This window comes from Vibrio tapetis subsp. quintayensis, from assembly GCF_030409945.1.
Taxonomy (GTDB): domain Bacteria; phylum Pseudomonadota; class Gammaproteobacteria; order Enterobacterales; family Vibrionaceae; genus Vibrio; species Vibrio quintayensis.
The window spans coordinates 1-24,600 of record NZ_JAUFQV010000013.1; the positions used below are offsets into that span (position 1 = coordinate 1).

Annotated in this window: 22 protein-coding genes and 1 tRNA gene; 7 read left to right on the forward strand and 16 right to left on the reverse strand. The window is 43.7% G+C overall.

Annotated features, from left to right (window positions below):
- Nucleotides 1–494, forward strand: a 494-nt coding sequence (locus QWZ04_RS06595; protein WP_290326230.1) for an EF-Tu C-terminal domain-related protein, incomplete at its 5' end; no start/stop codon positions are given.
- Nucleotides 495–670: 176 nt separating this feature from the next.
- On the opposite strand, the gene QWZ04_RS06600 is transcribed toward QWZ04_RS06595, so the two are convergent.
- The 10 genes from QWZ04_RS06600 to arcA all read right to left on the reverse strand — a co-directional run bounded on the left by QWZ04_RS06600 (nucleotide 671) and on the right by arcA (nucleotide 9,852).
- Nucleotides 671–1,570: a TIGR03899 family protein gene (locus QWZ04_RS06600; protein WP_290326232.1), complete on the reverse strand. Its 900-nt coding sequence runs from the start codon at nucleotides 1,568–1,570 to the stop codon at nucleotides 671–673.
- 312 nt (nucleotides 1,571–1,882) lie between these two features.
- Nucleotides 1,883–2,383 (reverse strand): DUF3299 domain-containing protein, encoded by a 501-nt coding sequence (locus QWZ04_RS06605; protein WP_290326234.1) that lies wholly within the window; start codon nucleotides 2,381–2,383, stop codon nucleotides 1,883–1,885.
- A gap of 12 nt (nucleotides 2,384–2,395) precedes the next feature.
- Nucleotides 2,396–3,655 (reverse strand): ABC transporter permease, encoded by a 1,260-nt coding sequence (locus QWZ04_RS06610; protein ID WP_290326236.1) that lies wholly within the window; start codon nucleotides 3,653–3,655, stop codon nucleotides 2,396–2,398.
- Nucleotides 3,652–4,365 carry an ABC transporter ATP-binding protein gene (locus QWZ04_RS06615; RefSeq protein WP_435433590.1) on the reverse strand — a complete coding sequence of 238 codons (714 nt, stop codon included), beginning with the start codon at nucleotides 4,363–4,365 and terminating at the stop codon, nucleotides 3,652–3,654. The genes QWZ04_RS06610 and QWZ04_RS06615 overlap by 4 nt, the downstream gene beginning before the upstream one ends.
- Before the next feature lie 95 nt (nucleotides 4,366–4,460).
- Nucleotides 4,461–5,252, reverse strand: coding sequence for a zinc uptake protein ZrgA (gene zrgA, locus QWZ04_RS06620; RefSeq protein ID WP_290326238.1), 792 nt, complete (start codon nucleotides 5,250–5,252; stop codon nucleotides 4,461–4,463).
- A 91-nt stretch (nucleotides 5,253–5,343) separates the two neighbouring features.
- The gene (locus QWZ04_RS06625; protein ID WP_290326240.1) at nucleotides 5,344–5,637 is read right to left on the reverse strand and encodes a DUF2607 family protein; all 294 of its coding nucleotides are present in this window, start codon (nucleotides 5,635–5,637) and stop codon (nucleotides 5,344–5,346) included.
- 198 nt (nucleotides 5,638–5,835) lie between these two features.
- Nucleotides 5,836–6,297: an aspartate carbamoyltransferase regulatory subunit gene (pyrI, locus tag QWZ04_RS06630; protein WP_290326242.1), complete on the reverse strand. Its 462-nt coding sequence runs from the start codon at nucleotides 6,295–6,297 to the stop codon at nucleotides 5,836–5,838.
- 17 nt (nucleotides 6,298–6,314) lie between these two features.
- Nucleotides 6,315–7,244 (reverse strand): aspartate carbamoyltransferase, encoded by a 930-nt coding sequence (gene pyrB, locus QWZ04_RS06635; protein WP_290326245.1) that lies wholly within the window; start codon nucleotides 7,242–7,244, stop codon nucleotides 6,315–6,317.
- Nucleotides 7,245–7,470: 226 nt separating this feature from the next.
- Nucleotides 7,471–8,475 carry an ornithine carbamoyltransferase gene (locus QWZ04_RS06640; protein WP_290326247.1) on the reverse strand — a complete coding sequence of 335 codons (1,005 nt, stop codon included), beginning with the start codon at nucleotides 8,473–8,475 and terminating at the stop codon, nucleotides 7,471–7,473.
- Between the two features lie 156 nt (nucleotides 8,476–8,631).
- Complete coding sequence (arcA, locus tag QWZ04_RS06645) at nucleotides 8,632–9,852, reverse strand: arginine deiminase (protein WP_290326249.1); 1,221 nt, start codon at nucleotides 9,850–9,852, stop codon at nucleotides 8,632–8,634.
- A gap of 562 nt (nucleotides 9,853–10,414) precedes the next feature.
- On the opposite strand from arcA, the gene rraB reads away from it, so the two are divergent.
- Both rraB and QWZ04_RS06655 read left to right on the forward strand, forming a co-directional pair.
- A complete protein-coding gene (gene rraB / locus QWZ04_RS06650; RefSeq protein ID WP_290326251.1) occupies nucleotides 10,415–10,837 on the forward strand; it encodes a ribonuclease E inhibitor RraB in 423 nt (140 codons plus the stop codon).
- Between the two features lie 130 nt (nucleotides 10,838–10,967).
- On the forward strand, nucleotides 10,968–11,747 hold the full coding sequence (locus QWZ04_RS06655; RefSeq protein ID WP_290326253.1) for a glycosyl hydrolase 2 galactose-binding domain-containing protein: 780 nt from the start codon (nucleotides 10,968–10,970) through the stop codon (nucleotides 11,745–11,747).
- A 130-nt stretch (nucleotides 11,748–11,877) separates the two neighbouring features.
- Here QWZ04_RS06655 and QWZ04_RS06660 read toward each other — a convergent pair whose 3' ends face one another.
- From QWZ04_RS06660 to pepA, 3 genes are all read right to left on the reverse strand, one after another.
- Nucleotides 11,878–14,751, reverse strand: a complete 2,874-nt coding sequence (locus QWZ04_RS06660) for a valine--tRNA ligase (RefSeq protein ID WP_290326255.1) — start codon at nucleotides 14,749–14,751, stop codon at nucleotides 11,878–11,880.
- Between the two features lie 105 nt (nucleotides 14,752–14,856).
- Nucleotides 14,857–15,306: a DNA polymerase III subunit chi gene (locus QWZ04_RS06665; RefSeq protein WP_290326257.1), complete on the reverse strand. Its 450-nt coding sequence runs from the start codon at nucleotides 15,304–15,306 to the stop codon at nucleotides 14,857–14,859.
- A 50-nt stretch (nucleotides 15,307–15,356) separates the two neighbouring features.
- Complete coding sequence (gene pepA, locus QWZ04_RS06670) at nucleotides 15,357–16,880, reverse strand: leucyl aminopeptidase (protein WP_290326259.1); 1,524 nt, start codon at nucleotides 16,878–16,880, stop codon at nucleotides 15,357–15,359.
- A gap of 190 nt (nucleotides 16,881–17,070) precedes the next feature.
- Between pepA and lptF the strand changes: the two genes are divergently transcribed.
- Nucleotides 17,071–18,174 carry an LPS export ABC transporter permease LptF gene (gene lptF, locus QWZ04_RS06675; protein WP_290326261.1) on the forward strand — a complete coding sequence of 368 codons (1,104 nt, stop codon included), beginning with the start codon at nucleotides 17,071–17,073 and terminating at the stop codon, nucleotides 18,172–18,174.
- The gene (lptG, locus tag QWZ04_RS06680) at nucleotides 18,167–19,237 is read left to right on the forward strand and encodes an LPS export ABC transporter permease LptG (protein WP_290326263.1); all 1,071 of its coding nucleotides are present in this window, start codon (nucleotides 18,167–18,169) and stop codon (nucleotides 19,235–19,237) included. Before lptF ends, lptG begins: the two co-directional genes overlap by 8 nt.
- A 66-nt stretch (nucleotides 19,238–19,303) precedes the next feature.
- Here lptG and QWZ04_RS06685 read toward each other — a convergent pair whose 3' ends face one another.
- Entirely contained in the window at nucleotides 19,304–19,774 is a 471-nt protein-coding gene (locus tag QWZ04_RS06685) for an RDD family protein (protein WP_290326264.1), read from the reverse strand.
- 190 nt (nucleotides 19,775–19,964) lie between these two features.
- Between QWZ04_RS06685 and QWZ04_RS06690 the strand changes: the two genes are divergently transcribed.
- A tRNA-Leu gene (locus tag QWZ04_RS06690) sits at nucleotides 19,965–20,049 on the forward strand.
- Nucleotides 20,050–20,181: 132 nt separating this feature from the next.
- On the opposite strand, the gene QWZ04_RS06695 is transcribed toward QWZ04_RS06690, so the two are convergent.
- Together QWZ04_RS06695 and QWZ04_RS06700 are read right to left on the reverse strand one after the other, a co-directional pair.
- A complete protein-coding gene (locus QWZ04_RS06695) occupies nucleotides 20,182–21,138 on the reverse strand; it encodes a polysaccharide deacetylase family protein (RefSeq protein WP_290326266.1) in 957 nt (318 codons plus the stop codon).
- Nucleotides 21,139–21,384: 246 nt separating this feature from the next.
- The gene (locus QWZ04_RS06700) at nucleotides 21,385–22,419 is read right to left on the reverse strand and encodes a porin (RefSeq protein WP_290326269.1); all 1,035 of its coding nucleotides are present in this window, start codon (nucleotides 22,417–22,419) and stop codon (nucleotides 21,385–21,387) included.
- Nucleotides 22,420–22,930: 511 nt separating this feature from the next.
- Here QWZ04_RS06700 and QWZ04_RS06705 point away from each other — a divergent pair.
- Nucleotides 22,931–24,184, forward strand: coding sequence for a cyclic di-GMP phosphodiesterase (locus QWZ04_RS06705; RefSeq protein ID WP_290326270.1), 1,254 nt, complete (start codon nucleotides 22,931–22,933; stop codon nucleotides 24,182–24,184).
- Nucleotides 24,185–24,600: the final 416 nt, after the last annotated feature.

A 24,600-nucleotide genomic window follows, 5' to 3' on the forward strand; every position in this document is an offset into this window, starting at 1 on the left:
GTATCGAGCGCGGTATCCTACGCGTTGGTGACGAAGTAGAAATCGTTGGTATCAAAGATACTACTCTTACTACTTGTACTGGTGTTGAAATGTTCCGTAAACTGCTTGACGAAGGTCGTGCTGGTGAGAACGTTGGTGCACTTCTACGTGGTACTAAGCGTGATGACGTTGAACGTGGCCAAGTACTTGCTGCTAAAGGTTCTATCAACCCACACACTAAGTTTGAGTCTGAAGTATACGTACTTTCTAAAGACGAAGGCGGCCGTCATACTCCGTTCTTCAAAGGCTACCGTCCACAGTTCTACTTCCGTACTACGGACGTAACTGGTGACATCACGCTTCCTGAAGGCGTAGAAATGGTAATGCCTGGTGACAACGTTCAAATGACGGTTGAGCTAATTGCTCCAATCGCTATGGACGACGGTCTACGCTTCGCAATCCGTGAAGGTGGCCGTACTGTAGGTGCTGGTGTTGTTGCTAAAATCTTCGCTTAATCGCGATTGATTTTGCACTCTCTTCATTAGAAGAGCACGCATCTTAAAAAAGGAGAGCTTAGGCTCTCCTTTTTGTGTTTTGAACGAAGTACTAAAAGCTAAGTGCTAAAAGCTAAGTTAAAGATTAAAAGAGAAAAGCTTGACGTTGATGTATGTTGGTTTCAAAATTCTCGCACTTAAACCGTATGATCAACGGAACCTGTTGTCTCTGTTTGCAGTGTGAATTTTTGCGAAAGTAAGGCCACGAGTTGATCGTAATAACCCATATTTGGCTTATTACCTAAGAGTTTACATAGCTCATCACCAGTTGGGCTAAAACGATAATAAAGCAAACGCATGCCTTTACTCACTGGTTGCAATGCCAACTGTTTACCTTGATACGTCACCACAACAGCGGGATCAAGCCCGACTTCTCCAGACTCTAATTCGGTCCCTAGCAATAAACCTAATTCTATAAGATGAAGCAAGCTAGAGTAGGGCATTTGATAGCTACCCAGATTTACGGCGTTTGTCGCTTCTTTTTTAAACCCCAAAAATCCGCCTTGAGCTTTAAATCCAAGCAGTAGTTTTTTACTGTTATCACCGCCAAAGCTACAGGCAAGCGAAGCTGCGCGTTGTAGGGTTTGTGCTTCTTTAGGTGACATATCTTTTAGGATTTGAAGCGCTTTCATTGACGTTGAACCGGGGTTGGTTATTTCCCGTTTAAGCACTTGGCTCCACAGCTTTTGCATGGAGCTATTATGAATATCTTGGGCCATGTCAAAAAAACGATGCAGCCAATCGGCGTCTGGTTCGCCTGCCGTTTCGTCTCGGCAACTTCCATGAGCATACTTTAGAATTTGTTCTAGATTAAGCTGACGTTGCTCCTGGCGCTTCTTCTGGCGGTCAATAGCTCGTTCTATAGTGCTCTTTTCAGGAGCAGACTCTTGCAGCTTTGCATCGAGTCCGTGAACCTGGGCAATTTGCATTACTCGGCTTGCACTGTCTAGAATGTAACTGCTTTTTCTGCTGCTGTTAGTGGTTTTAACGGATTCTTTTTCTTGATCAATAACAACTGGTTGACGAGTTTCTGCCATAAGATTATCCCAAACGCTAAATGACGGATTCATACAATATGCACAAAGCCTAAGTCTGTCCTAGAAGTTAATCAAGCTTTTGACTATTAGCTGTGATAATGATTTGTTAATATTGTGTGGGTTTTGTGTTCTAAGCAGAGGTAGGCAGTCGAGGAGGGCGTGATGAAATTCAGTGCGAAGACAAAAAAACGCTTATCAATGGCTGTTTTATTGATGATATACGGTGTGGTTATTGTGTATTTAGCGCAATTCATTATTTAGCAATGGGGCGTTTTAGCGGTAACCACCAAAACGCCTCATAGGTTAGAGTCGTTACGCGTCGTCGTAATCTTCTAGGGCTACACCTTCAATCAGATAACCTGTTTCAGCTAGATCAGAATTAATAGTTTCTGTTTTGAGTGTGCCAATGATGTACACCACATCCCATAGCTGTTGAATGGGTGCACCTTTTTCAAACTTCACGTAAATGATTTGGTTTGGTGGTGGTGGCGGAACATGGATACAGGCACCAAAATACGGCACCAATAGAAATTCAGTAACAGATTTATCATCCCCTTCCAATGGAATAACAAACCCCGGAATTTTAACCTGGCTTCCGTTCAACTCTGGGCGCACATTGCCGACTTTAGTTTGTTTGATCTCAGTATTGTTGTGATCAACTAAAGGCATGCCATTGTTGCTGAATTGATTTCTTTCCGCTTCAGGAATGAGGTCAATCCAATCTAAAGTCAAAATATCTTGGGGTGGTGTTTCAGCGGTGGCGGGCAATAACACGCCAAACCAACAACATAAAATGAGCAATACTTTTTTCATTAACTTGTGTCCTTAAATTCTTATGGTCATGCCGTCAGCAAGTGATTGTCGGTACGCTCGAAATGCCGGGATGAATCCGATAACGATGCCTGCTACCTGAACTAAACCTAAAAGCATCCATTCGTGTTGGCTAATTGTCGTAAGTTCTAAGCTGATCCCATACCATTGTGCGACGATAGGTTTAATGGCCGCGAGTAATATATAAAGTAAACCAACACCAGTCGCAATACCTGCGAAGGTTAGGGTACTGGCTTCACTGATCAGTAAGAAAAATATGTGTTTTGGCCTTGCGCCCATCGCTCTTAGAATCGCCATTTCTCGACGGCGTTCTTGTAAGCTGGTTAATAGGCTACTGAGCATCCCTAATAAACCTGCTACTACAACAAAGCCTGACACTGCGAGTAAGGCTTGTTCTGCGACAGACATCATGCCCCACAATTCGTGCAATGCAATCCCTGGAAGGATGGCACTTAGTGGCTCTTTGTTGTAGGTGTTGATTTGTCTTTGCAGTGAGAAGGTTTGAATTTTGGAGTTCAAGCCTAACATGAAAGAGGTGATTTGCTTAGGGTGAAACTGAATACTTTTTAAATCGTGTGCTGATGGTGTGTCTCCCATTCTGGCACCGGATTCCCACCCAACATGAATGGCTTCTATCGCCTCTAGAGACACATGTACGGTTTTATCTACCGGAGTACCCGTGGGCTTAAATATACCGACAACTTTGAACGGCAAATTATCATGGCGGTTAAACGCTTTATCACTGATGCCATGAGCGATGATGATTTCAGTGCCCACTGTGTAACCCAACTCTTTAGCGACATCTGAGCCAATTACGGTTTCGAATAAGCCGGTAAATGGCACGCCATCTTGCAGTGTCAATGGCTGCTTTTTACCGTACTTAAAATGATCGAAGTAATCTTGGTTCGTGCCCAATACTCTAAATCCTTGGTGTGAATCCCCAAGAGACATCGGAATGGCCCACTTTACTGAGCGGTGATTGCTGAATTCTTCAAAACTCTTCCAATCAATATTATTGGTTGCATTACCAATCCGAAACACAGAGTAAAGCAGTAAGTTTACTTGACCTGAGCGTGAGCCTACGATGAGGTCGGTACCTGAAATGGTATTGGCAAAACTGGCTTTTGCTTGAGTTCGAATTCGCTCAACACCCATTAACAATACAACCGAAATAGCCACGGTCATAATAGTGAGTATGGCCGTCATTTTACGATTGGTTAAGCTTTTCCAGGCGAGATGAATGATGGCTTTCATGCGCTTTCCTCCATCGCTTTGTTTAATTGGGTAAGGTCAATGCTACGGTCGAAAAAAGTCTCTAGCGTGGGGTCGTGACTCACAAAAACTAAACTGGTATTCGTTTGCTGGGCTTCTTCCATGAGCAATTCAATAAATGCAGCTCGGTTATCGTGATCTAATGCTGAAGTTGGTTCATCGGCAATGAGTAGCTCTGGATGGCCGATGAGTGCTCGCGCCGCCGCTACACGCTGCTGTTGGCCGATACTTAAATCGGTGACTGGGCTATTGAGAAGGGCACTCGGTAGGTGAAGTCGTCCTAATAGGTGCTTAGCTTGCTCTATGAGGTCGCCTGCTACTTTTGCTTTTCTTGATGAAGAAAAATGACAAGGCAAAAGTACATTATCAATGACGGATAGGTAGGGTAGGAGATTAAATTGTTGGAAAATATAGCCGATATGATCCGCTCTAAATTTGTCTCTTTCGCTTTGTTTTAAGCTCGCTAGATCTTGGCCTAGTACTTTTAGTTCGCCTTTCTGAGGCGTGATGATCCCTGTAAGTAATCCAAGTAACGTTGATTTACCGCAACCGCTCGGTCCCTTAATAAAGACTCTTTCGTTGGGGGCTATGGAGAGTTGGTCGATGGTGATTGTGCTGGGTAAGTGTTCGGCCCAGCGATAATCTAAATTGTTCAATTCAATCATCGGTGCAGGGGGTGTTGGAGATAACATGAAGATACTTCTCAATGTTGATGAATTAACAAGAGAGCTTGCTCTATCAAGCAAGCTCTCTCATTTCACTAGAATAGCCAGTATTTAGCTAAGTTTTACATCTCAATCTTTTGGTTCGTTGCGCTTAATTCAGTTGAGATTTGCTTCTCATCGGTAATCAAATTCACGTGAACTTTTTCAGTTGATGGGAAGTGTGTGAACCATTTGGTGTCAACTTGCTTTAAGGCATCAATGTTATCGCATTGGAATTGGTATTCAATCACAAACTCACCATGGCCGCCATGTTCGTGGTCATGATGCTCTTCATGCTTGTGCTCGTCATGGTCGTGGTCATGATGTTCTTCTTGTTTGTGCTCGTCATGGTCGTGGTCATGATGTTCTTCGTGTTTGTGCTCGGCATGGTCGTGATCATGATGTTCTTCGTGTTTGTGCTCGGCATGGTCGTGATCATGATGCTCTTCGTGTTTGTGCTCGTCATGGTCGTGATCATGATGCTCTTCATGCTTGTGTTCAGCATGGGCATGATCTTCGCTCTTCTCGTGGTCAGTAGATGGTTTACTGTTTTCGAGCGTATTTGATACGTGTGCATGAACGACTTTACAGCTTGCAGCGTCAGGCAGCATGAAAATATTGTTCGGTTGCATTAATAGCAATTCAGCTTGTGTTAACGTGGCTTTTTGCTCATCGGTTTTAGGGGCATGCTCAAAGCCAACTACGTCCGCTCCAGGTGCGCTGATTTCTACCATTAGCACATTGTCTTCTTGAGCCATGTTAAATTCAACAACGCCATGTACGTGGGCATCATGTTGGCGGAAGCTTTCATCAGCAAAAGCAGAGCCAGATAGAATGGCGGTGCTGAGTAGAGTTAGAGAAAAAGTACGGTTCATTTGGTATACCTCAATAGTTCTGTAATTGTATCAATAGATGTTTGTATTGTTTTTATTTAGTGCCGTTTTTATACGGCTATAAACCAAAGGTCTAGGCGTTACAAACAGATTGAGGTGGTGAGCGAGCTACCCGGTTAGGGGCAAGATGAGAGTGGTAACTGTAACCAATGAATGCGAATAAAATAATGAATTGAGTGGGAACAATGAGTTCTGGAATAAATGTGTGTAACGTGGTCTTGCAAACAGAATATAACTCGCACGTATGCGCTTGACCGTGTTCCGAGTGGTGAACATCCAGATGATGGCTAACAAAAGCAGCGCTAAGCCAAATCAGTGCGATCGCAGAAAATAAGGCGACCCACTTTTGATTCTTTTGCGTATACATCCACATCAACTCTCATAAATTCGTGAGGCCAATGTAATAACATAACAATTAGGCTGCAAGCAATATTGTGTGAAATTTGATGAGCGTTATAAGAAACACAGTTTTAGGGAACAAAAAAGGCCGATAATGAATCATCGGCCTTCTTCTTAATCGCACTCTGTGCTTAGCTTTTAGTACCTAGCTTTTAGCACTTACTCCCTACAATTCCGTCATGATTTGACGAGAGTACGCTTTTTCACAGTACTTACACTTAAGACGGATGTCTTCTTTACGAGGGATCAAAGTGAAGCTTGAGTCGACGGGTTCGTTGTGAGAAATACAGTTAGTATTCGGGCACTCAAAAACACCACTGATGGTCTCAGGTAAGGTTAGTGCCAGTTTTTTTACAACTGCGTAGTCTTCAATTTGGTTTACGGTTGCATTGGGAGCATACAGCGCCAATTTTTGCGCTTGGGCTTCAGTTATGAATACGTTTTCGATTTTGAGCAAATCTTTAGCGCCAAGGGCAGAAGATGGCAAGTTCAAACCAACGGTAACACGGTGCTGCGTATTGTGCATATCAAACAGTTTCAAAACTTTGATACCAATATGAGCGGGGATATGGTCGATGACCGTACCGTTACAAATTGCTTCTACCTGCAATTGAGTTTCTTTAGACATGATGAATTCTCCCTCGATTACAGCGATTCGTTTAGGACAAGAGCAAGTAGGGCTTCGCGTGCGTAAACCCCGTTTTCTGCTTGTTGGAAAAAGTAGGCGTGCGGCGTTTTATCAACATCAGTGGTGATTTCGTCAACACGTGGCAGTGGGTGCAGCACTTTTAAGTTCTCTTTGGCATCCGACAACATCGAGGCAGATAAAACGTAAGCCGACTTGATGTGAGCGTATTCTGAATCATCAAAACGCTCTTTTTGTACACGTGTCATGTACAAAATGTCCAGCTCTGGCATGGTGCTTTCCATCTCTAGGTGTAAGCTGTATTTGATGCCGGCATCGTCTAACTCTTCACAGATGTAGTCAGGCATAGCAAGTGCATCTGGCGCGATAAAGTAGAAACGGTTGTTATCAAATTTAGCCAGTGCTTGCGTCAGGGAGTGGACGGTACGGCCGTATTTTAAGTCACCCACAAAGGCGATGTTTAAGTTATCTAAACGACCTTGTGTTTCATAAATACTAAATAAATCCAATAGCGTTTGAGTTGGGTGTTGGTTTGCACCGTCACCAGCATTAATAACCGGGACACCATTGGTAAATTCAGAAGCTAAGCGAGCAGCGCCTTCTTGAGGGTGGCGCATAACAAATGCATCAACGTATGACGAGATAACTTGAACAGAGTCTGACAGGGTCTCGCCTTTTTTAGCTAAAGAGGTGTTGCCGTCATTATCAAACCCGATGACAGAGCCGCCAATACGTTGAATCGCGGTTTCAAAAGAAAGGCGAGTACGAGTGGATGGTTCAAAGAAGCAACTTGCGATGACTTTGTTTTTAATGAGTTCAGGGCTAGGCTCAGACTTTAGCTTTTTAGCCGTGGTGACAACCAGTTCTAATTCTTCACGAGACAGCTCGGAAATAGAGATAATGTGCTTTTGATAGAGCGAGTTCGCCATGTTCTTCTTCCCTATGGTGATGCCATAAAAAAGCCCCCCTATAAAGGGAGGCTTTAAAAATTCAAATAGCAACAGAAAGGCAAGCGCGATAAGCAGCATTGCTTAACACGGACAATCACGGAATGTGTTGTTGCTTGCGACATTTATGTTACCTCAGACAAATTGCGGAGAATTATACTCTGAAGAAACGTGAGCGCAAGCGATTACATCAAAACTTTCTCGGTCTTTATTGACCTAATGTCGCGACCATGATCGCCTTAATAGTATGCATACGGTTTTCTGCTTGATCGAACACAATAGAGTGATGAGATTCAAACACTTCTTCAGTGACTTCCAGCCCTTGCATGCCGTATTTTTCTGCCACTTCTTTACCGACAGTTGTTTCATCGTTGTGGAATGCTGGCAAACAATGCATGAATTTAACTTGAGGATTCCCCGTTGCTTCAATGACGGTTTGGTTGATTTGATAAGGCGTCATTTGAGCAACGCGCTCATCCCATGCTTCTGCGGGTTCACCCATAGAAACCCATACATCGGTATAGAGGTAGTCACAACCGAGAACGCCTTCATTTACGTCTTCAGTGAGTGTGATTTTCGCACCTGTCTGCAGTGCTATTTTCTGGCACTCTTCCACTAGTGAGGTAACCGGCCAGTATGCTTTTGGTGCTACAAGACGAATGTCCATGCCCATTTTTGCTGCTCCCACTAACAATGAGTTACCCATGTTATTGCGAGCATCGCCCAAATACGCGAAGCTGATTTGATGTAACTGTTTACCACGACCATGTTCTATCATGGTGAGAAAATCAGCCAGAATTTGAGTAGGGTGGAACTCGTCAGTTAAGCCATTCCAAACAGGAACCCCCGCAAATTGCCCAAGCTCTTCGACGATGGGCTGACCAAAGCCTCGATACTCAATGCCATCATACATACGGCCAAGAACACGAGCGGTATCTTTCATTGATTCTTTATGGCCAATTTGAGAGCCTGATGGACCCAGGTAAGAAACGTGAGCTCCTTGATCATAAGCGGCCACTTCAAAGGCGCATCGAGTACGAGTCGATGACTTCTCGAATATTAATGCGATATTTTTCCCCACAAGCTTCTGAGTTTCAGTGCCTGCGTATTTTGCTCGTTTTAGATCGACCGAAAGATCGAGTAAAAATTGTATTTCTTTTGGCGAAAAATCCAAAAGTTTTAAAAAATTCCTATTTCTCAAATTGAAAGCCATCGGTCGTCCTTTAAAATCAAATAGAGATGCATGAGTTGTTTATACATATAAATTCACTATTTGTGAATTTATATTTTTAAGTTTAGTGGTAATAAATAGCAAAAAGGCCACATATAGCGGCCTTTAATGATTCAGTTATCGCATTCAGCTAACCAACTAAATACCATCTCTTTCAATCGGGCAGCTCATGCACCTTGCGCCACCACGACCCCGGCCTAGTTCGTTGCCAGGGATAGTCAGTACTTGGATGCCAGCTTTGTCGTATTTCTCATTGGTATAGACGTTGCGTTCGTACGCTACGACAACACCTGGTTTTACGGTTAGTACGTTATTGGCATCATTCCATTGTTCGCGCTCAGCTTCATAGCTGTCGCCGCCGGTGGTGATGATTTTTAGTTTTTCCACTCCAAGAGCAAGCTCAATAGCATGAATAAAACTTGGCACTTGTTTTACCGTCATGTCATCAGGGCCATTTGGTGTAAGGCACCATGTTTCCAGATCGTTGCGCATGATCTCCGGATAAACCGAAAATGTATCAACGTCCATGTGGGTCATCACGGTATCTAAGTGCATACATGAACGATGCTTAGGTAAACTAATAGCAATGACTTTTTTGGCTTGGCCAGATCTAAATAGTTTGGCCGCTAGGTTTTCAACGCCCTGTGGTGTTGTCCGTTCAGACATACCGATCAATACCGCGCCGTTACCGATAACAAGAACATCGCCACCCTCTATATTGGCGTTATCGTAGTGTAAATCTTCATTGCCAAAGTACTTGATGAAGCCTTGGCCGGCGAAAATAGGGTGCCAACGATAGATCGCACGTAAGTGGTTCGTTTCTCTTTGTCTTGCTGGCATCATCATAGGGTTAAGAGAAACACCACCGTATACCCAACATGAAGTATCCCTAGTAAACAGGTGGTTAGGCAATGGTTCGATGACAAAATCTAGGGGTTGATGCAGTTTTGGCATCATAGATGAGGAATTAAGTGACAACTCAGAATAGGCGAGACCACCCAGCAAGATAGTGGCAAGTGTGTCGTTATCCATGGCCTCTAGATGCGCTCTTAGTTCTTTTGCAAAAGTAGGACCAAAGCGGAAATCAGAAATTTGGTTGGTCAGAAGCCAGCTTTTTGCTTCCACAACCGCAAGGGTATCCACCAACAAATCATGCAATAGAAGCACTTCTACATTTTGGTCCCTAAGTGTTTGTGCAAATACGTCATGCTCTTCCCCTGCGGCCTCTACAGCCAGTACATCATCAAACAATAGGTCTTGGCAGTTCGATGGGGTTAGGTGGGTCAACGCTCGCTCTGGGCGGTGCAATAAAACACGACGTAATTGACCGACTTCAGAGCCGACATACAACTTACTCATGGAAATGTCCTTATTTCTTTATTGATCCTAGGTGCTCTTCAAAAGAGCGCTACATCACATTTATGACAAGGTTGAAATCAAGTTGCAAGTTTCTCGTGCAGTGAATTGATGGACTAATCTGGCTTTGGTGGCACATTTTATAGCAAAATAGTGATGCTTTTTAATCATTCCTTCTGAGGAGGCGGGCCTGTTACTCAAAAATTCTGAGTCTATTTAGCCCCAAGAAGCAAAAGACGTAGGTTGAATGGTGATTCACTAAAGAGTGAAAAATGTGGGTTAGGTTGAAATGTTATGCAGTTTTACCGCAAAGCGTTCCCTGGATTTGTTCGTGCCGTTTCTATTTATTTAAGGCTAACTGGCAAACACACGCACTAGGGCTATTATTCTGAATAGTGACGGTAAGAAAAAATTGTTAATATTTTGTTTCTGTGACTAAGGTCGGTATTTTAATCCAACAATAAAATCGAGGATCACGGCTTTGTTGGTGGTAATTTTGCACGATCCATGCGATATTCAGCGCGATAAATTTAACCATTTAATAGCCAATAAATCGGAGCGAAGCATGAGCACGCCTCAACAAGATGATTACGTATCGGTAGAAGAGTTACTCGAGATTCAAAAAGAAGATACTCGTGAGATCATTACTGCACTTTTAGAAGATGGCAGTGAGCCCGATGCTCTGTATGAAATTGAACACCATTTGTTTGCTGAAGATTTCGCAACGCTAGAAAAAGCCGTTGTTGAAGCTTTTAAAATGGGCTTTGAAGTGGCAGAAGCGGAAGAAGTTGAAGATGACGACGGCACTAAGCTGCTTTGTTGCGACGCTGTTATGGAGTCGACTCTAGATCCAGTGCTTATCGATGCTCAAGTTGAAAAGCTAGTTAACTTAGCTGAGAAGTACGACATTATTTATGATGGCTGGGGTACTTTTTACGAAGGTGAAGATGCGCTAGTACCAGAAGAAGATGAAGACGACGAAGAGTAATCTTTAGTTGTAACATCTGAATAAACGCCAGCTTTGATGCTGGCGTTTTTGATCCTGCTAAAAATAACTAGCGCGATGTGAGCGGTTATCTTTATAATGCTCAAACATTGATCTAGCGCAAGATATGAATATGCAACTCCCTTTGAATGGCTTTTGGCAAATCTCTCCTCTGACGGATCTTTCGGTTCCTCAAAATGATCTGATGTTTCCTGCTCCATTAAGTGATGCACTACCGGAAGAGATGTCGGAACAAGCCATTTCAGAGCAAGAATGGCACCTGATGCATGATTTTAACATTGACGAAGAGATGCTGGCACAACCGTGCGCGTTGCTTGTATTTGATGGTATTCATCAATTTGCTGAAGTTAGAATCAATGGTAATGCGGTCATGGATTGTGATGGTATCCAAACAAGATTCAGCAAAGACATTCAGCAACATCTTCAGCTTGGCCATAATCGTATTGAGCTTCTTTTTCTAGAACAGGAAGAAGATTGGCTATTAGACTATCAAGCTGCGCCGCAATGTTCGTTAGCCCCTCAGCAAATTAAGGAAACTCGAATGGGGGTATTTGAATGCCCATACATTCAGTTCATTCGTCACGTGAGGTTGACTCAAGTGGCAACAGAACAAATATGGCACCACGGCGGTGGGTGTGAGTTTAAGGTCGATTTGTATTTTGATACATATAAGTCGGGCTTAGTTTCTGCAAAGGTGGCTTTTAATGGTATGGCCTACCATGTACCAATTGATATGAGAGCTCACCAAGCCGGTGCTCTATTTCAAGTAGAAGCACCAGATAGCAGGCCGGAAGTCACTTACCAACTATCAATCAATTTGGATGGTCAATCGTGTGAATTTCCCGTCCATTTAAACCCTAAACACTGTGCGAAACACATTGATTTAAGATAGACGTCGCTTGACTCGACTGATCGAGACATTTTCATTTTTTATGAGTTGATAAAAAAGGCTGACACTAATAAGTGCCAGCCTGATAATTGTAGCCTTTAGCCTTTAGCCTTTAGCCTTTAGCCTTTAGCCTTTAAAGCGCAGCAATCGTTGCTTTCTGCTCTTCTAGCTTAACTAGCGTGTCTTTGTAGCCTTCAAGTTTCTCACGTTCTTTAGCGATAACCGCTTCAGGTGCCTTCGCGACGAAACCTTCGTTGCCAAGCTTACCTTCGATACGTTTGATTTCACCTTGAGTCTTAGCGGCTTCTTTATCAAGACGAGCTAGCTCTGCATCTTTGTCGATAAGACCCGCCATTGGGATCATCAATTCAGACTTGCCAACAAGTTTTGTCGCGCAAGCTGGAGTTACTTCACCATTTGCTAGCACTTTAATGTCATCTAACTTAGCAAGAGACGTTAGGACAATCTTGTTTGCTTCGATACGAGCGGCGTCTTTTTCATCGGCAACTTTGATCATTATCTCGAGGCCTTTGCTCGGAGCAATGTCGTATTCCGCACGTAGGTTACGGATAGCTGTGATGAAGGTCTTAACCCATTCGATGTCTTCAACAATCTCAGCATTGAAGTTATCTTCATTAAACTGAGGAAGAGCTTGAGTCATGATCGTCTCGCCTTCAACACCATCAATCAGCGGCTTAACGCTCTGCCAGATTGATTCTGTGATGTAAGGGATCACTGGATGAGCAAGACGTAGCGTTTTCTCTAGAACAGTAATAAGCGTGTAACGAGTCGCTTGTTGCTGCGCTTCAGACCCTTTCCATAGAACGGGCTTAGTTAATTCTAAGTACCAGTCACAGAATTGGTTCCAGATGAATTCGTAAAGCGTGTTTGCTGCCATGTCTAGACGGTAGTTGTCTAGGTGAGCGTTAAACTCTTTCGCTGTGATTTCAAACTGAGATTCGATCCACTTGTCAGCAAGAGAGAACTCCATGTTTGCACGGTCTTCAACAGATAAAGACATGCCACAATCGTGCTCTTCAGTGTTCATCAGTACGTAACGGCTTGCGTTCCATAGCTTGTTACAGAAGTTACGGTAACCCTCTAAGCGCTTCATATCCCAATTGATATCACGACCAGTAGACGCCATCGCTGCAAGAGTGAAGCGTAGGGCATCAGTACCGTAAGGTTCAATACCGGCTTCAAACGTTTTACGGGTTGCTTTTTCGATCTTCTTCGCCAGTTTTGGTTGCATCATGTTGCCACAACGCTTTTCTACTAGCTCTTCAAGGCCGATGCCATCAATCATATCGATTGGGTCAAGTACGTTGCCCTTCGACTTAGACATCTTATCGCCGTTTTCATCACGGATTAGGCCCGTCATGTAAACCGTTTTAAATGGTACTTGTGCTTTGCCTTCGTCATCTTTACAGAAGTGCATGGTCATCATGATCATGCGGGCAACCCAGAAGAAGATGATGTCAAAACCTGATACCAATACGTCTGATGGGTGGAAGGTTTTCAGCGCTTCTGTGTCTTCAGGCCAGCCTTGCGTGCCGAATGTCCAAAGAGCTGAAGAGAACCATGTGTCCAGTACATCGTCGTCTTGCTTAAGTACGACAACAGGCGCTAGGTTATTCTTTTCACGTACTTCTTCTTCGCTACGACCAACGTAAACTTTACCGTCGTTGTCGTACCAAGCTGGGATTCTATGGCCCCACCAAAGTTGGCGAGAGATACACCAGTCTTGAACGTCACGCATCCACGCGAAGTACATGTTTTCATATTGCTTAGGAACGAATTGGATTTCACCATCTTCTACTGCTTTTACCGCAGGAGCGGCCAAAGGAGCAGTGCGTACATACCATTGGTCTGTCAGCATAGGTTCGATAACAACGCCACCACGGTCGCCGTAAGGAACCGTTAGATCGTGATCTTTGATTTCATCAAGAAGCCCTAACTCTTCAAACTCAGCAACAACAGCTTTACGAGCAGCAAAGCGCTCCATGCCATGGTATTTTGCTGGAAGCTCTGTTGAGTAAACATCGCTTTCTTCGCCGTTAGTGGTGAACACTTCAGCAGCATCACGGATATCACCATTGAAGGTTAGGATGTTGATCATTGGCAGGTTATTGCGCTTACCCACTTCGTAATCGTTAAAGTCATGAGCAGGAGTGACTTTCACACAACCTGTACCTTTTTCCATATCAGCGTGCTCATCACCTACGATAGGGATAAGGCGGTTTACGATAGGGAGTAGGATTTCTTTACCGATAAGATCTTTGTAGCGTGGATCTTCAGGGTTAACCGCAACGCCAGTATCACCAAACATGGTTTCTGGACGAGTGGTTGCAACAACAATGTGGTCTTCACCGTCAACGGTTTTAACGCCATTTGCTAGCGGGTAGCGGAAGTGCCACATGAAGCCTTTTTTGTCTTTGTTCTCAACTTCAAGATCAGAGATCGCAGTGTGAAGTTTTGGATCCCAGTTTACCAAGCGCTTTCCGCGGTAAATTAGGTCGTCCTCAAACAAACGTACGAAAACTTCTTGAGTCGCGGCTGATAAGCCATCATCCATTGTGAAACGCTCACGCTCCCAATCTACCGATGCGCCAAGGCGACGAAGTTGTTTTGTAATGGTGCCACCAGATTCAGCTTTCCATTCCCAAATTTTGTCGATGAAGGCTTCACGGCCGTAGTCGTGTTTTGTTTTGCCTTCTTCCGCAGCAATTTTGCGCTCAACAACCATTTGAGTCGCGATACCTGCGTGGTCAGTACCGACTTGCCAAAGCGTGTTTTTACCCTTCATACGCTCTGCACGAACAAGCGTATCCATGATGGTGTCTTGGAACGCGTGGCCCATATGCAGGCTACCAGTGACGTTCGGTGGCGGTATCATGATGCTGTAAGCTTCTTTTGATGTGTCACCGTGTGGCTTAAAGTAGCCTTTCTCTTCCCAAGCTTGATATAGAGCTTGTTCGATTGATGTTGGGTTGTATGTCTTTTCCATAGCGCTCTTCATGGGTACTGTGATTAGTGTGTCTAAACCAAACGTTATACGTAATTTGGGTTGTCTTCATTGAGTGTATGAAGTCGCATTACGTATAAGGTTTGGTTATGGATAATGTATTTCGACGGTTTGCATTTCGTAGCCAGCTTGACGATATATTTTAAACCGTTCACGTGCTGTCTGCTTCGCTTTTTCATCGCAGGGTACGAAGTCTATCACTTGTGCAAAGGCTGGGGCAAAATTTGTCAGATCATTCGTCAAATTTATTACCAGTTGTCGGTTCCAATTTGGCTTAAGTTCAGTATAACCAATCTCAATTGATGTGCCTGAACGGGGGCCTTCGCCAACCAAATTGTGGGCAGTGAAATTATCAGGCTCTAATTGCCAAAAATGCTCAGCGAGTTGTTCTGCTTGCTGTTTACTTTCGGCATTAAGATATACTTTTGCTCCCTGCTTTGCGAAATGCTGAGCAAGAAAAACCACATAGTTCAGCAAGCCTTCAACTGTTGCTTGCGGGCTTTCTGGTTTCACTATGTAAAACGTCGCAGTTGCCATTTTAATTCACCGTTTCTTTTAAAAAAGAAAAGGGCCTTTCGGCCCTTGTCTTAATTTGAAGATTTCTCTTCGGATTCTTGGCCACTGCGATTCAGTAAGAATTGGACAAGCATTGAGACTGGACGACCCGTTGAGCCTTTGCTCATGCCGCCAGATTTCCATGCTGTACCCGCAATATCTATGTGGGCCCAATTGTACTTTTTAGTGAAGCGAGACAAGAAGCAAGCCGCTGTGATAGTGCCTGCTGATTTGCCACCTAGATTTGACATATCGGCAAACGGGCTAGCGATTTGCTCTTGGTACTCTTCAGCCATTGGTAGGCGCCATGCACGGTCACCCGCTTGCTCTGAAGCGTTCACTAGCTCATGCGACAATGGATTGTGATTCGAGATCACGCCACTGATATGGTGACCAAGTGCAATCACACATGCCCCTGTTAGGGTCGCAACATCAACAACACAGTCTGGTTCGAAACGCTCAACGTAGGTTAATGCATCACAAAGAACCAAGCGGCCTTCTGCATCAGTGTTTAATACTTCTACGGTTTGACCAGACATGGTAGTAAGAATGTCACCTGGACGGTATGCATTACTACCAGGCATGTTTTCACAGCCTGCGAGAATCGCGACAACATTGATTGGCAGGTTAAGTTTTGCCAATGCTTTCATTGTGCCAAACACAGACGCTGCGCCACACATGTCGTATTTCATCTCATCCATGCCTGCGCCTGGTTTAAGTGAAATACCGCCTGAATCAAACGTAAGGCCTTTGCCGACCAGTACGATTGGCTTCGCGTTTGGATCCGCTGCGCCTTTGTATTCGATAACCGACATCATGGATTCATTGTGAGAACCACGACCTACCGCGAGGTAAGACGTCATGCCCAGTTTTTCCATTTCTTGCTCACCAATGATCTTAGTGGTCACTGTGTCGTATTCATCAGCCAAGCGACGAGCTTGTGAAGCAAGGTATGCAGGGTTTGCAACGTTTGGTGGCATGTTACCTAGATCTTTTGATGCTTTAACGCCAGAAGCGATAGAGAGACCGTGGTTAATGGCTTTTTCACCAAGGTTGAGTTCACGGCGTGTAGGCACGTTGAACACTAGCTTGCGTAATGGACGGCGAGTTTCTGGTTTAGCACTTTTGAACTGATTAAAAGTGTAAAGACCATCTTTTGTTGATTCAACCGCTTGGCGTACTTTCCAGTACGTATCTCGGCCCTTAACATGTAACTCCGTTAGGAAACAAACGGCTTCCATTGAACCAGTTTCGTTCAATGTGCTAATGGTCTTTTGAATGATTTCTTTGTATTGACGTTCGCCAAGCTCACGTTCTTTACCACAACCAACGAGTAGTACTCGCTCAGAAAGTACGCCTGGTACTTGATGCAAAAGTAGCATCTGTCCTGGTTTTCCTTCCAAGTCACCGCGTCGCAATAGTGAACTTATATAGCCGTCGCTGATTTTATCCAGCTGTTCGGCTACTGGAGAAAGACGGCGAGGTTCGAAGACACCGACAACGATACATGCGCTGCGCTGCTTCTCAGGGCTGCCACTTTTTACACTGAACTCCATGCGTACTCCTACATCCTGAAGACAAACTGAACTAAATGTTAGATAATGTCTGCTTAACTTGCTTATTCGCGTTTGAATGTAAGTCAGATTAAGCTGATTAACAATTAGCCAAAAACTAAAAAATAAAAGATTCAACGGGAAATTATAGTGATTCAATTAAAAAAACAAGTTTTCTATAGGTAATTTGAGCGTGATTATTGTTAGATATTTGATCCGCGAGACAGTTAAGACTCAATTTGCCGTCTTTTTTGTCCTATTTTTGATTTTTGTTAGTCAAAAATTCATCGCTGTACTTGCGGATGCTTCCGACGGTGATATCCCGTCCAGTGTGATCATGTCTTTGGTTGCCCTTAACATGCCGACAATGGCATTGTTGATGTTGCCTTTGAGTTTATATATCGGGATTTTGGTTACTTTCGGCCGACTCTACGCTGAAAGTGAGATTACCGTTATGAATGCGACCGGAATAGGCAACAAAATACTGGTTCAGGCAGCGTTATATTTGGCCTTGATTACTGGTGTTGTGGCTGGTTTCAATTCGTTGTGGTTAGCGCCATGGACTCAGCAGCAAACCGCTCAACTGTATGCACAAGTCGCCAGTGATAACACAATAGCGTTATTGCAAAAAGGGCAATTTCAACGCTCTCCAGATGGTTCGGCCGTTGTGTTTATTGATGACATCGACAAGAAAGACCTGAAGAACGTATTTATTGCGCAACTAAACCCTAGAGACAGCATTCGACCAAGTGTAATGTTTGCTGAATCTGGCCACATGAGTGAGCTTTCTGACGGCCGTCAGATTTTAACGCTTGAAGATGGTAAGCGTTATGAGGGCATTCCGACTCAATTAGATTATATGGTCACTGACTATAAAGAGTACGAAACGCTTATCGGTCAGCGGAAAATTGAACTCGGCTCTCAAGGATGGATGGCGAAACCAACCTTAGAACTTTTGAGTGACGACAGTAATCACGCGCAAGCCGAGCTGCAGTGGCGTATTTCTTTGGTTATTTGTATCCCTTTACTTACGATGATTGTTATTCCTTTATCCGCGGTGAATCCACGACAAGGGCGTTTTGCGAAAATGGCACCTGCAGTTCTGATTTATCTGACGTACTTTTTGTTATTGAGTACGGCGCAGTCGGCAATGCAAAGTGGCAGTCTTCCAACGTATATTGGGATGTGGGCGTTAAATGGCGTGACTTTACTAGCAGGCATTGCGTTAAATGGTATGGACAGCCTGTTTGTTCGTCGTATTAAAGAAAAACTGAAGACTAAGGTAGCCCGTGTTTAAGATTCTCGATTGGTATATTGGTCGCACCATTATTGCAACCACGGCACTGTGTTTATCCACTTTGGTCGGTTTGTCGGCCATCATTAAGTACGTAGAACAACTGAAGTCTTCAGGTGAGGGCAACTATGATGCTCTGCAAGCGCTTTTTTATACCTTGCTTACAATGCCAAGAGACATTGAGCTGTTTTTTCCTATGGCAGTATTACTTGGAGCCCTAATTGGGCTTGGTATGCTGGCGACGAGCTCTGAGCTGGTGGTGATGCAAGCGGCGGGTTTCTCAAAAGCCAATATAGGCGGTTCGGTGCTGAAAACCGCGATACCTATCATGCTATTGGTGATGATGTTAGGCGAGTGGGGCGCTCCCGCGACACAGAAAATGGCAAGGGAACTGCGCGCATTCTCAATATCTGGCGGCAGTATTGTCTCGATAAGAAGCGGTGTGTGGGCCAAAGATGGCAATGATTTCATTTATATTGCTAGGGCCAACGGTGATGAATTACAAGGCGTTAATGTTTGGCGGTTTGATGATGACAAACAGTTAAAAAGCACGCTGTCAGCTAAGAAAGCAACATATGTCGATGAAAATAATTGGCAAACTGAAGGTATTGTTATTACAGAGTTTGTCGATAACATCCAAGTCGAGAAAAGCCAAGTTGATAGCCTGCAGTGGCAAAGTACCATTACACCGGATAAGTTATCAGTCGTGACGGTTCAGCCTGCTGAACTAGCACTCAGTGAGTTGTATAGTTACGTAAAGTATTTGAAGGCATCTGAGCAAGATGCGTCAAGATACGATTTGGCCTTATGGCGAAAAGCGACTCAACCAATCTCAGTGGCAGTCATGATGTTTGTGGCGATGTCGTTTGTTTTTGGACCGCTTCGAAGTGTTGCAATGGGCACGCGAATCTTATCGGGCGTGGTGGCGGGTTTTGGCTTTTACATTTTCGCCGAGACATTCGGTAATGTGAGTTTACTTTACAAGTTACACCCTTCGTTTGGGGCCTTGTTCCCTAGTGCTGTCTTCTTGATCATTGCGTTTTTGATGATGCGGCGGAAGTTCTAGTTAAAAAGAGAAAAGGGAAGCGACTGGCTTCCCTTTTTTATGTGGCTCTATGTAGCTAGCGTGATGTTAACGTGCTTTTTCGAGCACAATGACTTCAGACTTTGCCCACATATCTTGAAACGCCCGTCTTTCTGGGTCAAACGGTACCGTAAAGTTACCCAACCCAAAGGCGGATGTGGTAAGTCGAATGAGAGCCTGTGTTACGGAAATAGTGCTGCCATCTGAGTTTTGCACACGTAATTTCCATGCGCGCATTCCCAATGTTTGTCCTGCTCTAGTCCAAAAGAAGACAAAGAAGCCCACCCATACCGCGACTAGATAAGAGGTGTACAAAAGGCTAAACACAGGATGTCGTGTTAATAGGTCGCTGGCATCAACATATTGACCGTATCCCATTAACCCTGCAGCGTTTAAAGCAAAGATAATGGCAATGATTAGCCCGCCAGCCATCATCTCGACCGCAATCACAACAATTGCGTCGTAGAAGAGAGCGGCAAGTCGTTTCATCAAGCCAGCTTTGTTGGTGTTCTTGTTCATGGTATTCACCGATAAGAGTTAACTGGCGTCAGCATATAAACTTGTGAGCATTTATTAAAGTGATACAGCGCACACCTAGCGCATGAGTGACCAAATAATCGCCAAACGAATTGTTTTTAAAGAATTAAGGCTTGCACCCGCTCAAGCCATACGTATAATGCGAAACATCAAAGGGCACTAGCCTTAAGATGCCGGTATGGTGAAATTGGTATACACGACGGATTCAAAATCCGTTGCCTTCGGGCGTGGCGGTTCAAGTCCGCCTACCGGTACCATATTTAAATGACAAAGCCTCAGCTAACGCTGGGGCTTTGTTGTATTTAACTTAGAAAAATTAACCATGCATTAGTCTGGTAGTCCTACGCCACCAATAGACCCCTTATCAAACAAACTTCATTCTTCCAACTTTAACTCGGCATTGAAGAAAGCTCGTGCCTTGCATCTATAATGGCTTTGACCTGTTTAAAAGAGATCAGCTTGATGCCTTGGTGGTGAATGTAATTTTTCAACTCTGGACTTAACATAGCTTGATAGTCGGCCACTCTGATCTGCCAATCTACTCCAGGGCATATTGCCTTTAATTCATCGGATTCTTGCGCTGGATGCAGTAGAAAAAAGGTCACCCCCGGTTTTAATTGTGAGAGCTTTTGTTTTAGCTGTTCCACTCGGTGATTAGGGTCGGTATAGGATAGCGAGTCCCAATGGTCGAAACAGGGCATTCCTAGCTTACTGTGGTGGCGTGCATGATCGTAAACACTGCCATATTTCTTTGTGAGTGGGTGCGCAGTATGTTCCATGTTTAGGTGTTTTGTCATACCGTCTTGATTTTTAAAATACTCGGGTGATAAAACAAACTGAGGCAATTGTCTTTCAATAGCCAACTGATTGAAAATTGGCAAGGTTTTGGCAGACAACATAGAGAACATGTGTGAGTCTAAATGACTAACTTGAATTCCCGCATTTAACGCTCTATCTAGCTGTGCCGTGATTTCTTGTTTTATCGCGCCTGGGTCTGCATAACGCCATAATTCGTACTCATTCTTGTGCATGTAACCGCTATCATCAATCAACCCTGATTTAGGGTCTGATGTGCTAATAGGGCTCCAGCGATAGCTTTGCCATTCGTTGGTTAGGGTGAGATGCACGCCCATATCTAGATCTGGGTATTGGCGGCATAATTTAGCAACCTCGGGGAACCAAGGGCAAGGAACCATCACAGAGCCTGACTGCGCAATGCCAAAATCTAACAGCTCTTGATAAGCGGGGATGGTGGAATGGCTGACGCCTACATCATCGCAGTGAAACATCACAACCCGGTCGCTCGGGTCAAACCCTAAATCTTGGAGCAAGGTATTTTCCAACATGAATAAAACCTCCTAGAAAATATTAATCGATAGCTATCGGCGCCTTGTCGCTGCGCTTGAAGTGATTATGGGCAGATTAATAATGCAGTAGAAAAATGCAACTGCAGAAGGAGGGAAATGAACGGATATAATCAGCGATCGACGGATTAGTACTATATTGAGGCGAAAGTGGGAATCTTTGTTTTTAGAACAAAAAACGCCCACCGAAGTGGGCGTTGCGGACTAATGGACTAAATTAATAACGCATTATAGGTAGTAACGAGCACCGAACATCCAGTGGTTACCTTCCTTGCTCGCAGTGTTGTTATCAAGTTCAAATTCGTAACCCGCGTAGCCAACAAATTGCTTAGTGAAGTTGTATTCTGCTTGGATGGCTGAAGTCGCGTAGTCAACATCGTATGACGTGCCGTCTGTCTTTTGCATCTCGTAGTTTACGCTTAGGTTTACGCTGTTATCAAATGCGTAAGCAACTAGCGCTTCTTGAGACGTTAGCTTGTCGTTTGATTTGTCTTTTGTGCCGTCTTGGATTTGGTAAACACCCGCAACATACAAACCTTTGCCGTAAGTACCGTAAGTCGCACTCGCTACGTTGAAAGTCACGTCATTATTTTTAACTTTACCAGTGTTGTATGCGTAACCAAGAGAGAAGTCTTGAATCAGGTAGGTTAGTGCTACTTGAGCGCGCTGACCGTAGTGCTCTTTGCCGCGGGTCACGGTAACATTGCCGTTGCTGTCAACATTTTCAGAATCAACAGTATCGGTATGAGCACCTTGCCAACCTGCACCAAACTTAATGGTACCTGCATCAGCTAAATCTAGGTCATTGCTGTAGCTCACCATTTTGTCTGCGCGGCCAGTACCTAGGGAACCGTGATCGGCGTAGATGAAGTCATTAGCAAATGCGATTGGCTTATCAGCAACACCAGATACATGGTATTGAGGAGCCCACTGAGTACCCGCAACAGCACGGCCATAGGTTTCGTGTGTAATGCCACCGTAGCCTAGACGTGTAGTCATTGCTGTTTCACCACCATTTAGGTAGTTAAGCGCCCACTCACCTTTCGCATCAACCACAAAGCCGTGACCGATATCGTGAGTAGCATTAAAGTTGATACGAGGGGATACAGCATTAACCGCAGTATCACGCTCTTTTGAACCTTCAACCCCAACAGAAACGTGTCCGCCAATATCAAAAGTTGTTCCGTTATCGTTGTAAAGTTCTACAGCGGAAGCATTGGTTGCAACAGCAGCAACCGCAAGAGCGATTAATGTCTTATTCATTTTTATTTCCATATGGGTCGATGTTGTGTCGTTATGATGTATACAAGCTGAACTGTTACGGTTAGCTTTGTATCATCAATGCTATCGATAAAGTTCCCTGATTCTTAGTAAAAAAAACAAAAACAATAACAAAAACACAACATTATCATCTGGTTGTTTTTGTTGGTGTTTTGGTTTTAGTCTTTAGATTAAATGGTCTATTTAGGAAGTTTTATGGTTGTAATAAATTATTTCTTAGATAAATACAGGTGGGCGTCTAATTTTAGTGGTGACCTAACCATGCGAGCTGTGAGCCAGTACTCTCTTCTATGTGGGAATCGCGATGAATAAGTCAATACGTATATAACTCACCAATAAGGCCGTTAGTGTAATTGTTCATTCGAGTGTCGAGTTGCAACTTGACGGGCTAGTCACAATTTGTTTCATTGATTTGTGTGTTAATTATTAATAAATGTATTCGCTTCCCACTATAATGGTGGAAGTGTGACTATCAAGGACTAGAACGTTTAGCGTGGCAAGTATAAAAATTACGGTGGATCGAATTCAGCCGGGTCTTCATGTTCGACTCCCGGTGAGTTGGAAAGATCATCCATTTCTTCTTAATAGCTTCAAAATTAAATCTCAGGAACAGGTTGATATCATCCGTCACTTGGGGATTAAACATGTCTATATCAATCCAGAACAAAGCGACAGTCAGCCTCTTCCGGTACAAGAGGCGACGGAAGTTCTATCTGAGTCGGAAAGTGCACTTGAAGCTGCTCAGCAAAAAATGTGGAAAGAGAAGGAAGAACGAATAGAAAAATTGAATGCATACCGCCGTAGAGTTCAGCAGTGTGAGAAAGAGTTTGAACGTTCTATTTCGCAATTAAGATCGGTGATGAGCAAAATTCGCAGTCGTCCGGCAGATGCAGTAACAGAAGCACAGGGTCTAGTAGACGGCATTGTTGACTCCTTATTGGGAGACAATAGTGTTACTTTGCATTTGATGAGTAGTAAAAGTAAGTTCCAAGATATTTACTTCCATTCTCTCAATGTTGCGGTTATCGCAATGATGATCAGTAAAAGCAAAGGCTATAGTGCTGAACAGATCAAAGAAGTGGCGTTTGCAGCATTGTTTCACGACATGGGAAAGGTGCGTGTTCCTGTTGCTATACTTAATAAGAAGAGCAAATACACTCAACCAGAAGAAAATTACTATCGGTTACACACCAAGTATGGAATTGAGTTAGCCGATCGAATTGAAGATTTTTCTGAAAGCGCAAAGAAAGTAATCGTTCAGCACCACGAATTATTGGATGGGTCTGGTTTCCCTAATGGGTTAAAAGAAATTGAGATTGACCCATACTCCCAGATTGTTGGCTTGGCGAATGCCTATGATGGCCTGTGCCACTCTCGAATTCCGACGGAACAAAAAATCCCTTTTAGTGCATTGTCTCATCTATATAAGAACTGCAAGCATCATTACAATAATGAAGACCTCAATATCTTGATTAAGTTTATGGGGGTATACCCTCCTGGCACTGTCGTACAACTTTCCAACAAGATGATTGGATTGGTGATCTCTGTTAATGCAAAATCAATCTTATACCCTAATGTTCTGCTATATGATTCCAACGTTCCTAGAAACCAAGCTCCTATATTGGACTTGGCAGACAGTGAGTTGAAAATCACGGCCGCTATTTTGCCGTCTAAGCTGCCAGATGCAGTGAGAGAGTATCTTAACCCTCGAACACGTATTTCTTACTTTATAGAAAGTGATGGCTAGCCACTTTTAATCTCACTTACCCACAGCTTGTTGTGGGTAAGTTGTGATTTTATTGGTTGTAATTAAGTATAAAAAACACTCCGTATACTTTGTGTTCGGTTAACCTGATTTTGATGAAAAAAAACGATTTTTTCATTGCCAATACTTTGGATGTCTCTATAATGCCGACTCACTGACACGGTAGAGCCTGTAAGGGTTTAGCGAGAATGTCAGTTTGGTTATTGCTATTAAGACGACGTGTTTTTCTTTCTTTTTATAAGTTAGAAATTAAATGAAAAAAGTACTTGCTACTTATCATTAACTCGCTAGAATAACCGCCTCTTCAACGAGAAAGTCGAAAGGCTTCAAAGTTAGAAGAAAGCTCTTTAACAATTTAAACCTATCAATCTGTGTGGGCACTCGTTGATGATAATCAA

Bases quoted from the DNA above. Each gene is read 5' to 3' on its own strand.
- QWZ04_RS06600 (WP_290326232.1), bottom strand. From the start codon at position 1,570: ATGGCAGAAACTCGTCAACCAGTTGTTATTGATCAAGAAAAAGAATCC.
- QWZ04_RS06605 (WP_290326234.1), bottom strand. From the start codon at position 2,383: ATGAAAAAAGTATTGCTCATTTTATGTTGTTGGTTTGGCGTGTTATTG.
- QWZ04_RS06610 (WP_290326236.1), bottom strand. From the start codon at position 3,655: ATGAAAGCCATCATTCATCTCGCCTGGAAAAGCTTAACCAATCGTAAA.
- QWZ04_RS06615 (WP_435433590.1), bottom strand. From the start codon at position 4,365: ATGTTATCTCCAACACCCCCTGCACCGATGATTGAATTGAACAATTTA.
- zrgA (WP_290326238.1), bottom strand. From the start codon at position 5,252: ATGAACCGTACTTTTTCTCTAACTCTACTCAGCACCGCCATTCTATCT.
- QWZ04_RS06625 (WP_290326240.1), bottom strand. From the start codon at position 5,637: ATGTATACGCAAAAGAATCAAAAGTGGGTCGCCTTATTTTCTGCGATC.
- pyrI (WP_290326242.1), bottom strand. From the start codon at position 6,297: ATGTCTAAAGAAACTCAATTGCAGGTAGAAGCAATTTGTAACGGTACG.
- pyrB (WP_290326245.1), bottom strand. From the start codon at position 7,244: ATGGCGAACTCGCTCTATCAAAAGCACATTATCTCTATTTCCGAGCTG.
- QWZ04_RS06640 (WP_290326247.1), bottom strand. From the start codon at position 8,475: ATGGCTTTCAATTTGAGAAATAGGAATTTTTTAAAACTTTTGGATTTT.
- arcA (WP_290326249.1), bottom strand. From the start codon at position 9,852: ATGAGTAAGTTGTATGTCGGCTCTGAAGTCGGTCAATTACGTCGTGTT.
- rraB (WP_290326251.1), top strand. From the start codon at position 10,415: ATGAGCACGCCTCAACAAGATGATTACGTATCGGTAGAAGAGTTACTC.
- QWZ04_RS06655 (WP_290326253.1), top strand. From the start codon at position 10,968: ATGCAACTCCCTTTGAATGGCTTTTGGCAAATCTCTCCTCTGACGGAT.
- QWZ04_RS06660 (WP_290326255.1), bottom strand. From the start codon at position 14,751: ATGGAAAAGACATACAACCCAACATCAATCGAACAAGCTCTATATCAA.
- QWZ04_RS06665 (WP_290326257.1), bottom strand. From the start codon at position 15,306: ATGGCAACTGCGACGTTTTACATAGTGAAACCAGAAAGCCCGCAAGCA.
- pepA (WP_290326259.1), bottom strand. From the start codon at position 16,880: ATGGAGTTCAGTGTAAAAAGTGGCAGCCCTGAGAAGCAGCGCAGCGCA.
- QWZ04_RS06685 (WP_290326264.1), bottom strand. From the start codon at position 19,774: ATGAACAAGAACACCAACAAAGCTGGCTTGATGAAACGACTTGCCGCT.
- QWZ04_RS06695 (WP_290326266.1), bottom strand. From the start codon at position 21,138: ATGTTGGAAAATACCTTGCTCCAAGATTTAGGGTTTGACCCGAGCGAC.
- QWZ04_RS06700 (WP_290326269.1), bottom strand. From the start codon at position 22,419: ATGAATAAGACATTAATCGCTCTTGCGGTTGCTGCTGTTGCAACCAAT.